The sequence below is a fragment of the Pedobacter chitinilyticus genome (assembly GCF_003313385.1).
Taxonomy (GTDB): Bacteria; Bacteroidota; Bacteroidia; order Sphingobacteriales; family Sphingobacteriaceae; genus Pedobacter; species Pedobacter chitinilyticus.
The window spans coordinates 981,342-1,001,586 of sequence record NZ_QMHN01000001.1 but is presented as its reverse complement, the minus strand read 5'-3'; the positions used below and the strand labels follow the sequence as shown (position 1 = coordinate 1,001,586).

Here is a 20,245-nt window from a genome sequence, read left to right as displayed (position 1 = left end):
TCAAGCATTACATAGACACTTTTTTGTTTTATACGTACAACGTACTGTTGTAATTGACTGTTAGTGTTACCAAAAATTTAATGAAGACTTTATATCCGCTAGACGTTCTTATTTTAAGCTGAAATGAAAAGCCAGCTTTTGTTCGTGATATCTATTATATCACTGCTTTTCATTCCTGTCAATTTAAGCGCTCAATCTACTTCCAACAGGGGTACTGACTTTTGGTTGGCTTATACAGGCCATGTTGATGGCTTGGTTTCTCGGATGACCTTGTTTCTGTCATCTGATGTGAATACTACGTATGAAGTAAAATCGGGAGGAAAGGTTATCTCTAGTGGAAGTATTTCGGCTAATGTGGTTACACCAGTTTTTATTAATCCTAACCAACACAGCGTTTATATTGGTTCCTCTAACTTTAAAGAGGTAGATAGGGGAATTAACGTTACTTCGGCGAAGCCTATTTCTTTATACTGTGTAATTTCTAATAATGCTCGAACAGGATCTACCTTGGTATTGCCTACGGCTTCGCTGGAACAGGAATACTATGTTTTTTCAGAGCAAAACAAAGGAAATTCAAGTGCTACTGTGTATTCTCAGTTTGCCATTGTTGGGATTAAGGACGGTACCCTAATAGATATTACGCCTACGCAAAGCAGTTCTGATGGGAAGAGACCAGCCAATGTAAAGTACCAAATTACCCTAAACAAAGGTGATGTTTATCAATTCCAATCTCTTAATGATTTAACTGGAACTTTGGTTAAAGCGGTTACTGGTTGTACGCCAATTGCCGTTTTTTCAGGAACTACTTGGTCGGCTTTTTGTGAGTTGGGAAATTCAAGAGCTCCAAATGGTGGTGATAATTTATTTCAGCAATTGTTCCCTGTAACAGCTTGGGGCAAGAACTTTGTATCGGCACCATTTTATAATACGTTAAATGGAAATACGGATATCATTAAGATTATTGTAGCAGAGGATAACACCACGGTAAATGTAAATGGAAGTACTACAATTGTCAATGGTACGCCTCTATCAAATCCTTATCAAAAAGGAAGTGTTATTACCTTTTACACGACTTCTCCTAATGTGATCAAGGCATCGTCGCCAATTGCAGTAGCGCAATATCAAACCTCTCAAACTTGTAATTTGGCCAACAGTGCACAATCTGGACAAGGTGGGCCTTATTTGGGAGATCCTGAAATGACCATTTTAAATCCTATCGAACAAACTTTAAAAGATATTGCGGTTTATTCAAGATTGAATAGTGTTACAGGGGTAAATACCAATATCTCTAAATACTTTTTAAATATCATCATTAAAACAGCCGATATTCAAGGTTTTACGCTGGATGGAAGTACGATTAATAGTTTGTTTAAGCCTATTGCCAATAGCGAATATAGTTATGCTGTGGTAGATGTAACCAATTCGAGCGACCAACATCGTTTAATTGCCAGCGGCGGATTTGTAGCCATTGCTTATGGTTATGGCTCTGTAGAGTCATATGCTTATTTGGCTGGTACAGATCTTAAAAACCTCAAAAGTAACATCCAGGTTTTTCCTAATGGGGGTAATATTGCCGCTAGTAATTTTTGTTTGGGTACCAATTTAGATTTTGTATTGAAATTACCGTATGTAACGGATAAGATTACTTGGAACTTGAATAATGGACTTAAAACCGAAGTAACTAATACCCCTAGTTATACCACTCAAGTGGAAGATGGGCAAACCTATTATTTATACAAGTACACGATACCGCCTACTTATTTTGCTACGGCTGGTAACTATGCGATAAGGGCATTGATACAGAAACCTTCTTCGGCAATTTGTGCGGTAGATGAGGAGATTTTTACAGTTTTTGATATTTTTTCTCCAGAAATTAATGCGCCTGTACAGGCTTGTATCAATACCGATATTCAATTTACTGATGCGTCGCCCAGAACTGGTGGGAACATTACCGCTTGGGAATGGGACTTTGGTGATGGAATGAAATCTAGCTTACAAAACCCCGTTCATAAATACGCAAGCTATGGAACTAAAACGGTAAAGTTAAGGGTAGTGACTGACATGGGCTGTAATTTATCGGTATCTAAAAACATCGATATCATTATCGCTCCAAAGTCGGGATTTACTGCGGTTGGGCCTTTTTGTATTGACAGTGAGATTAAGTTTGTGAACCAAACTACCACAGCAAACTCCAATGTGGCTAGTCAAACTTGGGATTTCGGGAACGGACAGCCAAACTCATCGGATCAATCACCTACTTCTAAATACAAGGCTGCAGGTAACTATAATGTGAAGTTAATTTCAGTTTCTTCGAGCGGTTGTGCTGACACGATTGTAAAGGTCATCACCATTGTCGAAAACCCAGAAATCACTTTTAAGGATCCAGGTTCATGTGTGAATGACATCGTTCAGTTTGAGGCCACGGCTGTGAAAGGCAATTTTGTAGCTTGGCGCTGGGATTTTGGTGATGGAGTTAGCAATCTAACAGAAGACATTAAACAAAAATCTACCCATAAATTTAATGCAGCAGGCACGTATAACATCTCTTTAATAGGTACTACCGACCAAGGATGCGCTACGGTGTTTACCAAACAAGTAGTGATTAGTGGGAGTAGCCCGAATGCCGTTTTTGATGTGAAAGATCTGGAAAATTTATGTGCTAATAAAGAGGTTGCCGTCGAAAATAAAAGCAGTATTGGCTTTGGAAAGATTAGTAAAATTGAATGGATATTCGATTATGAAAGTGGTGGACTAAATACAGTGGTTACGGATGAAAATCCAACTGCAGGAAAAGTCTACTTGCATAAATATCCAAGCCTATCGGTGCAGAAAGACTATAAAATAGTGATGAGGGCTTATTCAGGTCAGGTTTGTTTTACGGAAAGCGCACCCGTTACGATTACAGTTTACCCAGCACCTATATTAAAAGTTGCTGATATTGCGCCCGTTTGTGAAACAGCAGATCCTATTCAACTGGTGATTACAGATGAAAATGCCGTAGCTGGAAGTTTTGCTTACAGTGGTGCCGCTATTTCCAGTACTGGAGTATTTAGTCCTAGATTGAGTGGCCCTGGTAATTTCAATATTAAGTATGTTTTTACCACAGTTCACGGTTGCGTAGAGGAAAAAAATATCAATGTTATTGTAAATAAACTTCCAAAGGTAACACTGCCACCAAATATGGATATCTTATTGGGTGGACAAAAACTTATTGAAGCTATAGCAACAGGGAGCAATAACCAATATAAATGGGCACCATCAGAAGGTTTGAGTGCTGACAACATTTTAAATCCGATTGCAAATCCCACCAAAACTACTAGATACACCTTGACCGTTACTTCAAATAGCTGCCAATCGGTGTATGAATATCTGGTAACGGTACACGAAAATCCAAGTGTACCTAATGTTTTTAGTCCCAATGGAGATGGCAAGAATGATACTTGGAATATTAAGTACTTAGAAACATTTGAAAAGGGCACTATTTCTATATTTAATAGGTATGGACAAAAGGTTTTCGAAGCCTCGCCTTATGATACGCCTTGGGACGGACGGTTAAATGGAGCCGATTTGCCTGTAGGTGTTTACTACTACATTATTGAGCCTAATAATGGCCGTAAAAAATATACAGGATCAGTGACTATTTTAAGATGAGAAAGTTAGCTGTTTTGATCTTTTTAAACCTGATGTTGTTTACAGCAGTTGCCCAACAACGCCCACACTATTCTCAATATGTACAAAATATGTCGGTGTTAAATCCAGCGGTAACAGGTCTTAATAGTGGTAAGGATTTGAGATTTGGCCTACGTACGCAATGGCAGGGTTTAGAAAATGCACCGAAAACCAGTTATGTAAGTTTCAGTATGCCTATTTCCTTTGGAGGTGATATGGCTAATTATCGTTCAAATGATTTAGGCGTTACCGAACCACAAACTAGAGACGATAGCTTTGACTACACGGCTTCTATGCCACATCATAGCTTTGGCGCGTTGTTTATTAATGATAAAGCTGGGCCCTTAAACCGTATGACCGGCAATTTCACTTACGCCTATCATTTGGCCATAGGCGATAGGGCTAATTTATCGGTAGGCGTTGGATTAGGTTTGAATAGATTAGGTTTAGATGCACAATCCTTGATTTTTGACGAGCCAGGTGATCCAGTAGTGGCTAACGCTGGACAAATCAATAAGTTTACGCCCGATTTAAATGCAGGTGTGTATTTCTATTCTGCGAATTACTACATCGGTGCTTCTATGCAACAAATCATTAAAAACAAATTGGCTTTTGATGGTGCTTTTAATACGGGAAAAGAAGTAGCACATTATTTTTTAACTGGCGGATATCAATTCTGGATCGGTAATGATTTTTCTTTAACCCCTTCGGTAATGTTAAAAGTGGTTAGCCCATTGCCAAAAGCTTTTGATTTGAATCTGAAATTTGCCTACCGAGATATTTTTTGGGTAGGGGGCGGTTATCGTAAAAATGATGCTTTTTTTGGAAATGTAGGCTTTAATATTGCTAAAATAGTAGGAGTGGGCTATGCTTATGATTATACTACGTCGCAGTTACGGACGGCCTCTTCTGGCTCACATGAAATTTCTCTAAGACTTCTTTTTTAAATGAGCTATTGGTTTATTAGGTTTTATTAATAACTTAACATCTATGTTATGTTAGTTTAACAATGAAGCCTATTTGTTCCTTCTGCCTATTGATCATGCTATATTTCGGCCTAGCTGAAAAATTGCGGGCACAAAATATATCTAACGAAGGAACTGATTTTTGGGCGGTTTTTCCGACACATGATCCTAGCGGCAACCAGCTAGCGAATATGAATATCTTTATTACTTCTAAAAGAACTTCGGAAGTTACGGTTAGTTGTGGTGCTTATACTGAAACTAAAGCCATTCCTGCCAATACCGTGGTGGTATTTGCCGTGCCTAGGGCTGATTCGTATATAGAAACAGCCGATGCCAATAAAAACTTAACCAATAGAGGGATACACATTAAAGTAACGGCTGGCCAACCCGCGGTAGCTGTATACGGGCACGTGTACGCAGGAGCTAGATCTGCGGCGTCATTGATTATTCCATTTGAAGCTCTGGGGCAAAAGTATTACTCCATGAACTATCGGCAAGATGCCAATGGTCGTAACTTTTTGGTATTGGTGGCAGCAGAGGACAATACAACACTCCGCTTAACAGAAAAAAATGGTACGATAAGAACCATCACTTTAGCAAAAGCGGGCGATGTGTATGAATATTTAGGCCCCGCTTCTACTGATTTAACGGGGGTGTATGTAGAAGTAGATGAAACTACTTCACAATGTAAGCGATTTGCAGCTTTTTCGGGAAGTACCTCGCTAAATATCCAATGTACCAATTCCAGAGATCCTTTATTACAGCAGCTGTATACCACCAATAGCTGGGGCAAAACCTATGCTGTTGCACCATTTATTAATAGAAGATGCATTGTGAGGGTTTTAGCCCAGGAAAATAATACTAAAATAAACATTGATGGTTCAGTAGTTACACTGAACAAAGGAGAATTTTATGAAACAGGATTGTTAACTGAAGGTACCATCATTACTGCTGATAAATTAATCAGTGTAGCGCAATATTCATTAACTCAAAACTGCTCTTCCATCACAGGCGGCAATTTGATCGGAGATCCCGATATGATTTTGCTCAACCCCGTGGAGTTTAGCATCACCAAAATTACGTTGTTCTCCTCCGATCAACAGGCTATTCAGCAAAAGTATATTAACGTGGTCATCAAAACCGACAGTAGAGCTAGTTTTAAAGTGAATGGAGCGGTGCCTGCCAATGGTACATGGAAACTTTTTCCAACAAACTCAGCTTATTCCTATATACAAATTCAAGTTTACAATCAAAGTTTAACGCTAAGTGCCGATGAAGGTTTTAACGCCATTGCTTATGGGTTTGGAAATGCCGAGTCATACGGGTATTCTGCAGGAACAAGCTTAGCTGCCAATCAATATTTGACAGTAATTAGCAAAACGAGTCACGAAGAGCATAGCAATGCCTGTATAGGCGAAAGCGCCGATTTCAAAATCACCATGCCATATTTACTGACCCGTTTGGTGTGGCAATTTGATGATGGAACGCCTATTTACGATGACGTGTCGCCAAGCCCAACAATGAGAACTGTAAATGGAGAAACACTTTATGATTACATTGCACCTGTTAATAAATCTTATGCCACTGCAGGACAAAAAGTAATTAAAGCAACAGGATATTTTGCGGTAAATTCAAATAGTTGTTTCGGCAGTAGTGCCGATTTCGAATTTCTTTTTAATGTAGACCCAGAGCCAACGGCAAACTTTACCACGTCAGCACAATCGTGTTTAGGAAATGAGGTTGCATTTACCGACGCAAGTAATTCAAATGTAACGGATAGGGCTATCAAAAAATGGATGTGGGATTTTGGAGACGGAAGCCCAGTTTCTACGGAGCAGAATCCCAAGCATACTTTTGCTAATCCAGGGGTGTTTACGGTGAAGTTAATTGTGTCGACTGAGAATGGATGTAGTTCAGACGTTTTTTCGAAAGATATTCGTGTATTGGCGCTACCTGTTGCTAAATTTATTGCCAAGCCTACAGCACTTTGCGAACAACAGGTGATTACCTTCGAAAATCAGTCGACCTCCTCAGATGGTCAATTGGTCAAATGGTTGTGGGATTTTGGTGATAACAAAACTTCTACAGACGAAAATCCTGTACATACTTATGACGTTGCTGGTCAGTATGAAGTAAAATTAACGGTTACATCAGAATTTGGATGCGAAAGTATTGTTTTACAAAGGATTAATGTAAATACTTTACCTATTGTTGATTTCGATTTGCCAGACTTTTGTCTTGCCGACGGAAGTGCGATATTTACCAATAAAGCAACCATCACCTCTAATGAACAGTTAACCTATTTATGGGATTTTGGCGATGCAAATGCCACACCAGCAAGACCTAATACTTCTACGCTTCGTAACGGATCACATGTTTACACCAGCACTGGATTATATGAAGTTACTTTAACGGTGAAGTCTGCCAGTGGCTGTGCCGTAACGGTAAGAAAGCAGTTTCGAGTAAATGGCAGTGTACCTAAAGCTGCTTTCGAGGTTGAAAATCAAAATACTCTATGTAGTAATAGTCCAGTAGTTTTTAAAGATAAAGCCACTGTTGATTTTGGCGAAATCACCAAGATAGAATGGTTTTTTGACTATGCGAATAAAACTACACCAGATGAAGTAGACGAAAATCCGAATTTGAGAACGGATGCCGCTAAATTATACAATTTTAAATATCCAACCTTTATAGGTGAGCCATCAAGGAGTTACGTGGTTAAAATGAGGGCTTATTCTGGCGGCGCATGTGTAAGCGAAGAAACCAAAAATATTATCCTATATCCAGATGCTTTAGTAGACTTTGATCTTCAAACCGCATGTTTGGTAGATGGACAAGCAAATTTCGATAACTTGTCGAGCTATATCGTTCCAAATGCCTCACTTACTTATTTATGGAATTTTGGAGATCAAAATGCTAATGCGCAGAATCCGAATACTTCCACATCGTTAAGTCCATCCCATAAATATACTTCAGTGGGTAAATATACTGTATCCTTAACTGTGAAGACACCATTTGGTTGTAGTAAAACAATCACCAAGGAAATTAATGTGGAAGGTGCAGTGCCTCATGCTGATTTTGAAATTAAAGATGCCAATAAACTTTGTAGCCAAACGCCTGTAGTATTTGAAGATAAAACGACCCTAGCTTTTGGAAACATCACCAGAGTTGATTGGTATTACGACTTTGCCAATCATCCAAGTCAACTGGAAAGTGACTTTTCACCTGGTTCTAGTCTTAATCCAAAATCATACACCCATCAGTATCCAGTTTTTAGTGCTCCTTTTAGTAAAAGTTATGTGGTTAAAATGGTGGCTTATTCAGGAAATACTTGTGTATCAACAGTAGAAAAGACCATTACCTTAAATGCTTTCCCAGAAATAGAATTTAATCAAAGCATGGAGATTTGCTTGGAAGCACCTAGTGTTCAGCTATTGGCTACAGAAAAAAATGGACTGCCTGGTACAGGTACTTTTAGCGGAGAGGGGGTTAACGCTAGTGGATTGTTCAGTCCCGCAAGAGCTGGCGCTGGGGTGCATCAAATTACTTATACCTATGAAGTAACCAATGGATGTAAAGCGCAAAAAACGCAAAGTATTACGGTAAATGAAACGCCAACCGTAGACGCAGGAGAAGATAAAAAAGTATTAGAAGGTGGAATGGCTACCTTGTCGGCTACTGCATTTGGTTTTGGAAAGAACCTGACCTATAAGTGGATACCAGCTACTGGTTTGGATAGAGATGATGTGTTGAACCCTGTAGTTCATCCAACAGAAGATATGCTTTATCGGTTAATTGTGACTAGCGAAAAAGGTTGCGTACAAACCGATGAGGTGTTTGTAAAGCTGCTTAAAAATTTAGAAGTTCCTAGTGCCATTACTCCAAATGGAGATGCGATCAATGATGAATGGAATCTCAAATATATAGACAGCTACCCAGCAGCAACTGTAGAGATTTTTGACAGGGCTGGACAGAATGTATTTAGAAGTAAAGGATATACTAAGCCATTTGACGGAACTTATAACCATAATCCACTACCTGTTGGAGTGTATTATTATATTATTAATTTAGCAGTCGGCAAAAAGCCAATCACTGGCACGCTTACCATTATTAGATAATGTTTTTAAAGAGATCTACCTGTATTTTAATGTTTTCAATGGTTGCGACTCAACTGTTTGCCCAACAACGACCACAATACACGCAATACATATTCAATAATTATTTGTTAAATCCAGCTTTAAGCGGCACAGAGAATTATGCTGACATTAAAGTGGGACATCGCTCTCAGTGGTCGGGTATAGAGAATGCGCCCAAGACTTCATTTCTGTCGGCACATTGGAGCTTAGGCGATGATTACCTCTGGGGCAATCCTTTATCGCTTCCAGAGAAAGGTGATGATCCGATGAGCCGAAGTTATTTGCAAAACTATACCGCCTCTCCAGCTCACCACGGCGTAGGCGTGATGATGGTTTCAGATAAGGCAGGTCCTATTTCAAGAATTGATGCAGGTGTTAGTTATGCTTACCACCTTCGAATGAGCGGAACAAATAACTTATCGGTAGGAGTTTACGCTGGAGTGAGCCGCATTGCTTTGGACATGAAACAAATTACTTTGGAAAATGCCAATGATCCAGCATTAGCAGGTGCAGTGGTAAGTCAGTTTAAGCCAGATTTATCCATGGGTGTTTGGTATTATGGTGCCAGATTTTTTGCTGGTATTTCATCACAGCAAATTTTGCCGCAAAAATTAGCCTTTACCAGTAGCGCTGATTATAGTACAGGGAAATCTGTACCGCATTTCTTTTTAACTTCTGGCTACAAGCTTTTTGTGGATGAGGATATTTCGGCCATCCCGTCATTCATGGTGAAAAGGGTAGAAGGATTACCGATTTCATTTGATCTGAATCTTAAGCTCGATTACAAAAATAAAATATGGATTGGTGGTAGCTATCGTAAATCAGACTCCTTTTCGGCAATGGCGGGCATCAATTTTAAAAGATTCCTTAATTTAACCTATGCCTATGATTTTACGGTTTCTGAATTGAACACCGTTTCTAATGGTAGCCATGAAATTGTACTGGGCTTCCAATTAAATAACGTTTATCAGGTGTTTAGCGGCGGTAGAACCTGGAGATAATCTTAAAGTTCTTTCCTTAATCTAGCTACTGGAATGTTCATTTGCTCACGGTATTTAGCTACTGTTCTTCTCGCAATATTGTAACCGTGCTCTTTCAGGATTTCCGTTAAACGTTCATCGGCCAAAGGCTTACGCTTATCTTCTTTTCCAATGCAGTCCTCCAATATTTTCTTTACCTCTTTGTTAGAAACCTCTTCACCGCTTTCGGTTTGGATAGCTTCAGAGAAGAAAGATTTTAAAAGAAAAGTACCAAACTCGGTTTGTACATATTTCGAATTAGCTACCCTTGATACCGTAGAAATATCCATATCAATCTTGTCTGCAATATCCTTTAAGATCATTGGTCTTAACTTACGTTCATCACCGGTTAGGAAATAATCATATTGATAGTGCATAATCGCATTCATGGTTTTTAGCAAGGTTTGCTGTCTTTGCTTAATCGCATCAATAAACCATTTAGCCGAATCAAGCTTCTGCTTTACAAACTGAACGGCTTCCTTCATCTTCTTATCTTTTTGTGAAGCCTTGTCGTAATGCTCAAACATGTCCATATACGAACGGCTTACCCTTAATTCAGGGGCATTTCTAGCATTCAAAGTAAGTACCAAAACACCATCATTATTCGAGATATGGAAGTCGGGAATGATTTGCATTTGCTTGGTTGTTACCTGATTTGAATCACCTGGTTTTGGATTTAGGCGTAAAATTTCGGCAACTACTTCTTTAAGCTCTTCGCTATTAAGGCCAACGGCACGTTCTAACTTATCGTAGTGTTTTCTGGTAAATTCATCAAGGTGATGCTCTACAATTTCAATTGCCTTTTTAATTAAAGGATTGTTAGCGTCTTTTTTCTTTAACTGTAAAGTCAAGCATTCTTGTAAGTCTCTGGCAGCAATTCCAGCAGGATCAAAGCTTTGGATCAATTTCAGCATTTCCAAGACATCCTCTTCTTCCACCATCACATTTTGTGAGAAGGCCAAGTCATCAATCATAGAGGTGATTGGTCTGCGTAGGTAACCATCGTCATCTAAACTGCCAATAATCTGTTTGCCTATGATAAAATCTTGATCAGATAAGGGAACTAAATCCAATTGCTGTTGTAAACTTTCAAAAAAAGTAGTTTCAATGGCAATAGGTGTTTCCTTCTTGTCTTCTTCATCGTCGCCATTGTTATACGAAGTGCTATAATCGTTGGTGCTGTCGTCCTGTAGATAATCATCTACATTGAACTCATCCATACCAGTGTCTTCACCTTTATCGCCGTCAAAGTCGTCTCTATCGTCCTGTAGGTCGTCATATTCACCTTTAGGTTCGTCTAAAGTCATTAAACTCGAATCCTCAAGCGCTGGATTTTCTTCTAATTCTTCTTTGATGCGAGTATCTAAAGCTACCGTTGGCACCTGCAACAATTTGATAAACTGAATTTGTTGAGGCGATAGTTTTTGTAATAACTTTTGCTGAAGATGTTGTTTTAGCATATTTGGGATGAATTCGAGTTCCAAAAATAAACAAATGCTTTAGATTTTTGTTGGTTTAATTTGATTAATTAATCTTCTTTTCAGTAAGTTTACGATAACTAAAAATTAAATACCTAACTAAAAACACGTTTATATGGGATTTGTAAAAGAATTTAGAGAGTTTGCCATAAAAGGCAATGTAATGGACCTAGCTGTCGGTGTAATCATTGGCGGTGCTTTCGGTAAAATTATCGACAGCGTAGTGAAGGATTTGGTGATGCCAATTGTTTCAGCCATTATTGGGCAGCCTGATTTTAGCCAGTTGTACATCGTACTAAAAGGAGATGTGCCTGTAAATACGGCTTTAGAAGAAGCACGTAAAATACCAGAAACAGCTATTTTCGCCTATGGTAATTTCATTACAGTAGCCATTAATTTCTTACTTTTAGCTTTGGTTATCTTTTTAATGATTAAGGGAATAAATAGCCTGAAAAGAAAAGAAGAAGCTGCTCCAACCGCTCCACCAGCACCATCTAAAGAAGAAATTTTACTTGGTGAGATTAGAGACTTACTAAAAAATAAATAAGAATAATTTAGAATAAGCATACCTTTCTTTTTTGTTGAAATGAAAAATGAAGGGTATGTTTTTTTATGCCCAAAAGTTACGTTAATGATATGAAAAAACTTGTTTTAATCCTTGCACTGATGTCTAGCACCTACGTATTTGCCCAAAATAAGGCAGAGCAAAATCTTTTAACTGCTGTAGAAAAAATGAAAGCTGCGATGGTTAGTGGCGATCGTAAAGATTTAGAAGATATTGCCGCTGATGATTTAAGCTACGGTCATTCTGGTGGAAAAATAGAAGATAAAGCCACTTTTGTAGAAACCATAGCCAGTGGTAAATCTGATTTTGTAAGCATTGACTTAGCCAATCAAACCGTTAAGATTACAGGCAGTACAGGGGTAGTACGTCATGAATTACATGCTAAAACCAACGATGGCGGTAAACCTGGAGAAGTTCACCTTGGTATTTTGTTAGTTTGGCAGCTACAGGGTAAAGATTGGAAGTTATTGGCTAGACAGGCTTTTAAATTGCCTCACTAAACTATCTGATGTAGAGGTCGGTATCTAAAACCTTTTTCTCAAACTCTTCGATAGGATATTTTGCTTCAATTATTTTAAGTAGCATTTCGGTAGCAAGGCGGCCTATTTCATACGCTGGCTGCCTTATCGAAGTAAGTGAAGGATTAAAAAGATCCAATACATCCGAATTACTAAAACCAGCGATTGCCATATCATTAGGAACTGCTACGTTCAAGTTCTTAAATACGCTTAAACAACCCGTGCTTAACCTATCACCAGCCACAAAAATGGCATTAGGTTTATCTTTCAACGCCAATAATTCTTTAATTGCTGTTTCTGTTTCTTCGTAAAGCATTCCACCGTGAGGGCAGTATTTTACATAATCTTCCCTAAATTCAATTCCATGATGCGCTAAAGCTTTTTTATAGCCCGACAAACGTTCTATACTAATAGAGAGGTAACTGGAGCTGGTAAGGTGAGCAATTTTTCTATAACCTGATTTGATCAGATAATCAGTGGCCTCAAACGCACCTTTTTCGTTATCCGCAATTACTTTATGGGTTACAATCTCATCCGCTACGCGATCAAAGAAAACTATCGGTAAACCTTTATCGTGTAGAGATTTTAAATGTGAAATGTCCGAAGTTTGTGAAGAAAGGGAAACTAAAAGCCCATCTACTGATCTGGAAGCTAAATGGTTTACGTTAATCACTTCTCTTTCGTAAGATTCATGCGTTTGCGAAATGATAACATGGTAACCTTTATCGTAGGCAATGGATTCAATGCCATCTACCGCTTGTGAAAAATAGCTATTGGCTACTTCGCTCACCACTACGCCAATAGACTTACTTCTGCGTTCCTTTAAACTTAAAGCAATAGGATTGGGTTTATAGCCAATTTGCTTTGCATAATCTGTAACCAATTTTTTTGTGGCTGGACTTATTTCGTACGTGTCTCTAAGTGCTCTGGAAACAGTAGAAGTAGACAGACCAAGTGCTTTTGCGATATCTTTTATGGTTACGGGCTCGAACATGCGTTGTGATATAAAATTACGGAGTTTGTGATGTTGAATAAGTATCTCAAAAATAGTACTATTTCTTCATTGTACTAAAGATATAATTTTTGCTTGATTTTGGCAACGTTGTCGGGAACGATTGCATAAATTTATAGCTACTCATCAGCGCTATATCTTAAAAAAACGTTGTAGAATTGTTAAGAGATGGCTCTAAACCCATTTCGCATATAACCAAATTTTAACCATATTGTATGAAAAAAATCTTACTGTTTTTTTGTGTATTGGCTATGGGTATCCAATTAGCGCATGCGCAAACGAGGTCAGTAACAGGGAAAGTAACCGAAAAGGCTACTGGATCTCCAATTCCTGGCGTAGCCGTAACCATTAAAGGAACCAAAAATGCTGTATCTTCCGATGCTAATGGGATATATAAAATTGCAGTTCCATCCACTGGAAATGTTGTTTTAGTTTTTAATTCTATTGGCTTTAATAGTCTTGAAGAAATAGTTGGTTCTAAAAGTCAAATAAATGTGGCTTTAGAAGAAAGTGCAACAACACTTAATGAGGTAAAAATTGTAAACATCGGTTATGGTACTGTTAAAAGGGAAGCTATTACTGGTGCTGTTTCTTCCGTAGGGGCAGCAACCATAGCAGCCGCTCCAGTTTCTTCGGCTTTAGAAGCAATTCAAGGTAGGGTAGCTGGTGTTAACATCGCTACTACTGAGGGATCACCAGATGCTGAGATTAATGTTCGTGTTAGGGGAGGATCTTCTATTACTCAGAGTAACGAGCCTCTGTATATCGTTGACGGTTTTCCTGTGAATACGATATCTGACATTGCACCGCAGGATATTGAAAGTATTGATATCTTAAAAGACGCGTCTTCTACAGCAATTTATGGATCTCGAGGCGCAAACGGAGTAATTCTAGTAACCACTAAAAGCTCACGAGATAGTAAAACGAGCATCTCCTATAATTTATTTGGTGGTTTTAGAAAAATTGCAAATACTTTGGATGTATTAACGCCTGCTGATTATGTTTTATGGCAATATGAGCATGAAAGATTAATCACACCTGGCACAGGTTCTTTATCTGGTTATACTGATTATTTTGGTGCTTATGAAGACATGGATATGTATCAAAATATTGCCTCAAATGACTGGCAGAATATTGTTTTTGGCCGTAGAGGTAACACAATCAACCATAATTTAAGTATCATGGGGGGGAGTGATAAAACTAAATATAGCTTAAGCCACAATTTTGTAAAAGATAGGGCGATTATGATGTTGTCAGGTTTTCAACGTCAAAACATCAACTTTAAATTAAATCATAAAATCTATAAGTCGCTTTCGATTGATTTAGGTCTACGTTACTCAGATTCTAAAATTAATGGCGGTGGCGCTAATGAAACAAAAGAAGTTTCCTCCGCAGACTCCCGGTTAAAATATGCGGTACTATATCCACCTTTTTCGGTACCAGGTTTAACTACCGCAGATAACATTGAGGACGATTTCAATTTGTATACACCAACTACGGCTGTTAGTGACAATGATCAGTTAGTTACTCGTAGACAATATACATTCACTGGTGCATTAAGTTATGATATCAACAATGATTTAAAATTTAGATCAGACGTAGGTTACGAAGTTGGAAATAATACCAATGATCGTTTTTATGGACTCACTACGTATTACGTGAGAAATGTTCCTGGGGTATTAAATCAAAATCAACCTGCTTTAACGATAGCAAATTCACAAAGAATATCTTTAAGAAACACAAATACTTTAAACTATAATTTCAGAAAGCTTTTGCCAAGTGATCACAACCTAACTGCTTTAATTGGACAGGAGTATTTGAAGGTTGAGAATTCTACCCTTACAAATGTAATTCATGGTTATCCAACAACTTTTAGCTTTGATGACACTCGTCATTTTACAACATTAGGTACGCCATTTTCTATTGATAATGCTTTTGCTCAAGATGATAAACTATTATCGTTTTTTGGTAGAGCAAATTATGATTACAAAGGCAAATACTTGTTGAGCGTAGCTTTTAGAGCAGATGGCTCTTCCAAATTTGCGCCAGGTAACCAGTGGGGGTATTTTCCTTCTGTATCAGCGGCTTGGAGAATTATTCAGGAAGATTTCATGTCTGGTACAAAATCGTGGTTGTCTGATTTGAAATTAAGAGCAAGTTATGGCGAGTCTGGTAATAATAATATCCCTACTGGACAAGTATTACAAGCTTATTCTAACTCCACTACATCGTGGATTAACGGAGCATCCAATTTTTGGTCGTTAGGCAAAATTATGTACAATCCAGATTTGAAATGGGAAACTACCGTGTCTCGTAACATTGGTTTAGATTTTGGGTTATTTAATAACAAAGTCACAGCTACTGCTGATGTTTACTTAAACAACACGAAAGATTTGTTAGTACTTTATCCAATTACAGGGGTAGGTTACGAAACACAATATAGAAACATTGGCGAAACTCAAAATAAAGGTTTAGAGCTTGGTGTTAACTACCGTGCAATACAAAAGAAAAACTTTGACCTTGGTTTCAACGCTAATATTTCATTCAATAGAAACAAAGTGGTTTCTTTAGGAGCTATAGAAAATATCAACGGAACTTCTGGTTGGGCTTCAACAGCAATTGGTGAAGACTATAAAGTATTACCAGGAATGTCACTGGGTCAAATCTATGGTTACAAAAGTGCAGGTAGATACGAAGTTTCTGATTTCTCTGGTGTAAGTGGTTCTACTTGGACTTTAAAAACAGGCATACCAAATTCTAGTTCTGTAGTGGGTAACATTAGACCTGGACAACACAAACTAGTAGACATTAACGGTGATGGTGTAGTAAATACAAGCGATAGAACAATTATTGGCAACGCGTTGCCCAAACATACTGGTGGTTTCTCATTAACGGGCCGTTTGTTTGATTTCGACTTCGCAGCTTATTTTAACTGGAGCTATGGTAACGATGTATACAATGCAAACAAGATTGAATATACTTCGACTGGAAACACTAGCTACAGGAATTTAATTAGTCAAATGGCCTCTGGAAGCAGGTGGACCAATCTTCGTGGTGACGGAACAATTAGTAATGATCCTGCAGAATTAACCGCGATGAATGCTAATACTACTTTATGGTCACCTTACACTAATTATGTATTGTCCGATTGGGCAATAGAAGACGGTTCTTTCTTAAGACTTTCGACAGTAACTTTAGGTTATACTTTGCCTACAAGTCTTACAAATAAGATTCGCTTGAAAAAAGTGAGATTCTACTCTTCTGTTAATAATGTGTTTGTTTGGACAAACTATTCAGGTTACGATCCTGAAGTTTCAACCAGAAGGAGTACAGGTTTAACACCTGGTGTTGACTACTCGGCATATCCAAGAAGTAGGTCGGTTATATTCGGTTTAAATGTTAACTTTTAATGCGAAGCGTAATGAAAAAAATTAATTTTATAGTTTTGTTTTTAGCTGCATTAGTGATGTTAAGCAGCTGTAAAAGAGCACTGGATGCTCCTTTGAAATCTTCGATAGAAGATAAAGAATTATATTCTACAGTTCGTTTGGCTGAGGGTGTAATCACTGGTATTTTGCAGACGTTTGCGGAAACTAATTCATATAGAGGTAGATATATTGCACTTTATGGTTCTAATACAGATACGGAGATTTTATCGGGTATTACTTCTTTTACTACCGAGAAATCGCGTATGGGCAACTATAATACCAACGTAAATAACACTCAAATGAATGCCAGTACAAATGTATACGCCATGTTATATTCAGGTGTTGAACGTGCTAATTTAGCAATCAGAGGGTTTAAAGCTTATGGCGATATAGATAACAATGCGCAGCTAGCTCAGCTTTATGGAGAAGTATTAACCTTAAGAGCCTTTATGTATATGGACTTAATTAAAGGATGGGGTAACGTACCAGCTAGATTTGAGCCCGTAACTAACGCAACCTTGAACTTGCCTAGATCTGATATGGATGTTATTTATAAACAAATTCTTGCTGATTTATTTGAAGCTGAAAAATATTTAGCTTGGCCAAATGCAACTGCAAGAACTAGTACCGTAGAGAACATTAATAAGGCTTTTGCTAAGGGATTAAGAGCTCGCATCGCTTTAATGGCTGGTGGTTACAATATGCATTTAGATGGTACCACACGTTTAAGCAACGATCCTGAACTGACGAAAAGTAAAATGTACCAAATCGTTAAAGATGAATGTTTGGCGTTAATTAATGAAAATCGTGGAGTCTTGTTACCTAGCTTCCAAACAGTATTCCAAAACTTATGTAAAGAGATCACTACTGCGGGCCAAGAATCAATGTGGGAACTTCCATTTGCAGAAGGTAGAGGTAGGGTGATATTTGATTTAGGTGTAAACCATGCCAGTGTTGATAAATATACCGCTCAAGCTCGTGGTGGTTCAGTATTGGCAAATCCTGCAGTTTGGTATGAATATGATAAGGAAGATACGCGTAGAAACGTTAGTGTTACACCATACGGATGGGGCGCAGCTACAGTTACTACCGCTGTTCAAAAGGTGTCTACATTGAGTACGATGTATTTAGGAAAATATCGTTATGAATGGATGACAAGAAGAGTAACTTCTACAAATGATGACGGAATCAATTGGATGGTGATGCGTTTTTCGGACGTGATTTTAATGGCAGCAGAAGCAATTAACGAAATTGATGGTCCTGCAGCTGCACTTCCTCAAGTAAAGAAAATTGTGGATAGAGCTTATGGAAATAATACTGCAAAAGCAGCAGCATATATGACTTATGCTGCTTCATTTAGTGATAAACAGCAATTCCTAGAAAATGTAATCATGAAACAAAGAGCTTTAGAGTTTGTGGGTGAAATGATTAGAAAGCAAGATTTAATTCGTTGGAATATATTAGATGCTGCATTAGCGACTAATAGAGCGAACTTACAGGATTTGCATAATAAAGTGAATAATTATGCTCAATGGCCAACAAAAGTATATTGGAAGTTAAATGCTGATAATGAAACCATTGATATTTACGGTTTAGATAAGGGAGATACAGATGCTATTGGTGCTGCTAAAACTGGTTACACCGCGGTAGACTGGAAACTTTCTTCAACTACATCTGGAACTTCGGTAGAAACTTGGAATGCACTTTACGTAAAACAACCAAGTAAACAGCCTCACTGGCCTATTTGGCAAGTGTTTTTAGAAGCTTCAGATGGTAAGCTAAACAACAGCTATTTAGGACTTTAATTTGACTGACAATGAAAAGAAATTTTAAAAACATATTTAATATTGCATTGGCAGTTTTGTTACTCGCTAGTGGTTGTAAAGAAAATGAGCTGGAAGAAGTTGAGCCAACTTTTGCCAGATCATTTGCCGTAAGTGGTTTAAAGGTGGTCATTTCAGGTAAGGTTAATGCTGTGTTTACTTGGGAGAAAATTAAGAATACAAAATCTTATACCATTGAAATTTACAAAACAGCTGATTATACAGGGACGCCTGAGCGTACTATTTCAAACATCGCAAATACATTAATAACTTATACAGTTACAAACCTGAGTGGAGATACACAGTATTATGCAAGAATTAAATCTATAGGTAACGATGGTTCTAGCGATTCTAAATGGGTAAATATTGCGTTTAAAACAGAGCCAGAGCAGATTTTTCAAGATATCACATCCGACAAGTTAACTCCTAATTCGGTTACATTAAACTGGCCAGCAGCCTCTACAGTTACAAGTATAAAAATAATGCCTGGTGATATCACCAAAGTTTTAACAACTGGCGAAATTGCGGCTGGACAAGCAGTGGTTACTGGGTTATCTCCTTTGACTACTTATACTGCGACTATTTTAAATAATACGGCTGTAAGAGGAACTAAAAATTTCACTACGCTTCCAAACCTGCCAACTGGCGCAGATGTAGTTTACGTAACTGCAACAGATGACTTGGCTGCTAAAATTCAAGCAGCTACTACCAGCACTAGATTCGTAATTCTACAAGGCACTAAATACAATTCGGATCTAACGGTAGTTCTACCAGCTGGACTGGACATCAGTATCATTGGGGAAGCTGGACCTGTAAAGCCAATTGTTTCATTTTCATTAATTACATTACCTTCTATAGGAGGTAAGCTTCACTTCGAAAACGTAGATTTAACGGGTTATGCCAATGGAGACGTTACAGGTACTAAACGTCAGTATTTAATTAATCAAAGTGCCGCTTCCATTATGGAGCAAGTGTCCTTTGAAAATTGTACCATTAGAAACTTAGTTAATACTCCAATGCGATTACAAGGTACTGCCACCATTACGATAAATAAAATAATAGTAAATAAATGTATAGTTGATGATGTTAGTAACAACGGAAGTAACGGGGCCTATGCATTTATTAACACGAATGTTGCTACAGGTAAGGTTAACAACATTTCCATTACTAATAGTACATTTTCTAATATTGGTTACGGATTAATATTGCATAATTCGGCGCCTTCGGTTTCGGTAGCGGTGGAAAATAATACCTTCTATAATATCGTAGGTGATGCTAGATACTTAATTGATTATAATGCTCAAATAGTTTCTACATCTTATACTTTCAAAAATAATATTTTAGGAAAGACCTATTCTCCTGCAAATACTGGAAGAGGTATCAGAGGCGGTACAACGGCAACTTTGGAGAATAATTATCAAGCATCTGATGTTACATTTTCAACAAATGCCATTCCAGGAGTAAATACTTATGGTGGAACGAGTACAGCTTTATTTACTGCTCCAGCAACGGCTAATTTCAAAATCAAGGATGATACTTTCGCTGGTAAAGCTAGTGCAGGTGATCCAAGATGGAGATTGTAGGTGATCATTTTTAAAGACGGGGCTCAAAGCCCCATCTTTTTTTAATTCT

The 20,245-nt window shown here is 38.0% G+C and carries 11 protein-coding genes; 9 read left to right on the top strand and 2 right to left on the bottom strand.

Features of this window, described 5'->3' with window-relative positions; translation table 11 throughout:
• The first annotated feature begins 123 nt into the window (after positions 1-123).
• The 4 genes from DUT70_RS04255 to DUT70_RS04240 all read left to right on the top strand — a co-directional run bounded on the left by DUT70_RS04255 (position 124) and on the right by DUT70_RS04240 (position 9,771).
• The gene (locus tag DUT70_RS04255) at positions 124-3,651 is read left to right on the top strand and encodes a PKD domain-containing protein (RefSeq protein ID WP_113646032.1); all 3,528 of its coding nucleotides are present in this window, start codon (positions 124-126) and stop codon (positions 3,649-3,651) included.
• Positions 3,648-4,616 (top strand): PorP/SprF family type IX secretion system membrane protein, encoded by a 969-nt coding sequence (locus tag DUT70_RS04250; RefSeq protein ID WP_113646031.1) that lies wholly within the window; start codon positions 3,648-3,650, stop codon positions 4,614-4,616. The genes DUT70_RS04255 and DUT70_RS04250 overlap by 4 nt, the downstream gene beginning before the upstream one ends.
• Positions 4,617-4,825: 209 nt before the next feature.
• The gene (locus tag DUT70_RS04245) at positions 4,826-8,752 is read left to right on the top strand and encodes a PKD domain-containing protein (protein ID WP_205529725.1); all 3,927 of its coding nucleotides are present in this window, start codon (positions 4,826-4,828) and stop codon (positions 8,750-8,752) included.
• Complete coding sequence (locus DUT70_RS04240) at positions 8,752-9,771, top strand: PorP/SprF family type IX secretion system membrane protein (RefSeq protein WP_113646029.1); 1,020 nt, start codon at positions 8,752-8,754, stop codon at positions 9,769-9,771. The genes DUT70_RS04245 and DUT70_RS04240 overlap by 1 nt, the downstream gene beginning before the upstream one ends.
• A gap of 2 nt (positions 9,772-9,773) precedes the next feature.
• Here DUT70_RS04240 and rpoN read toward each other — a convergent pair whose 3' ends face one another.
• Positions 9,774-11,249, bottom strand: coding sequence for an RNA polymerase factor sigma-54 (gene rpoN / locus DUT70_RS04235; protein ID WP_113646028.1), 1,476 nt, complete (start codon positions 11,247-11,249; stop codon positions 9,774-9,776).
• 133 nt (positions 11,250-11,382) lie between these two features.
• On the opposite strand from rpoN, the gene mscL reads away from it, so the two are divergent.
• On the top strand, positions 11,383-11,814 hold the full coding sequence (gene mscL, locus DUT70_RS04230; protein ID WP_113646027.1) for a large conductance mechanosensitive channel protein MscL: 432 nt from the start codon (positions 11,383-11,385) through the stop codon (positions 11,812-11,814).
• Positions 11,815-11,903: 89 nt separating this feature from the next.
• Positions 11,904-12,332 carry a nuclear transport factor 2 family protein gene (locus tag DUT70_RS04225; protein ID WP_113646565.1) on the top strand — a complete coding sequence of 143 codons (429 nt, stop codon included), beginning with the start codon at positions 11,904-11,906 and terminating at the stop codon, positions 12,330-12,332.
• Position 12,333: 1 nt separating this feature from the next.
• Here DUT70_RS04225 and DUT70_RS04220 read toward each other — a convergent pair whose 3' ends face one another.
• Positions 12,334-13,344, bottom strand: a complete 1,011-nt coding sequence (locus DUT70_RS04220) for a LacI family DNA-binding transcriptional regulator (RefSeq protein WP_113646026.1) — start codon at positions 13,342-13,344, stop codon at positions 12,334-12,336.
• 233 nt (positions 13,345-13,577) lie between these two features.
• Between DUT70_RS04220 and DUT70_RS04215 the strand changes: the two genes are divergently transcribed.
• The 3 genes from DUT70_RS04215 to DUT70_RS04205 are packed head-to-tail and all read left to right on the top strand — an operon-like array spanning position 13,578 to position 20,196.
• On the top strand, positions 13,578-16,772 hold the full coding sequence (locus DUT70_RS04215; RefSeq protein WP_113646025.1) for a SusC/RagA family TonB-linked outer membrane protein: 3,195 nt from the start codon (positions 13,578-13,580) through the stop codon (positions 16,770-16,772).
• Positions 16,773-16,783: 11 nt separating this feature from the next.
• Complete coding sequence (locus tag DUT70_RS04210) at positions 16,784-18,595, top strand: RagB/SusD family nutrient uptake outer membrane protein (RefSeq protein ID WP_113646564.1); 1,812 nt, start codon at positions 16,784-16,786, stop codon at positions 18,593-18,595.
• Positions 18,596-18,606: 11 nt separating this feature from the next.
• Positions 18,607-20,196: a DUF5123 domain-containing protein gene (locus DUT70_RS04205; protein ID WP_113646024.1), complete on the top strand. Its 1,590-nt coding sequence runs from the start codon at positions 18,607-18,609 to the stop codon at positions 20,194-20,196.
• The last annotated feature ends 49 nt before the right edge of the window (positions 20,197-20,245 follow it).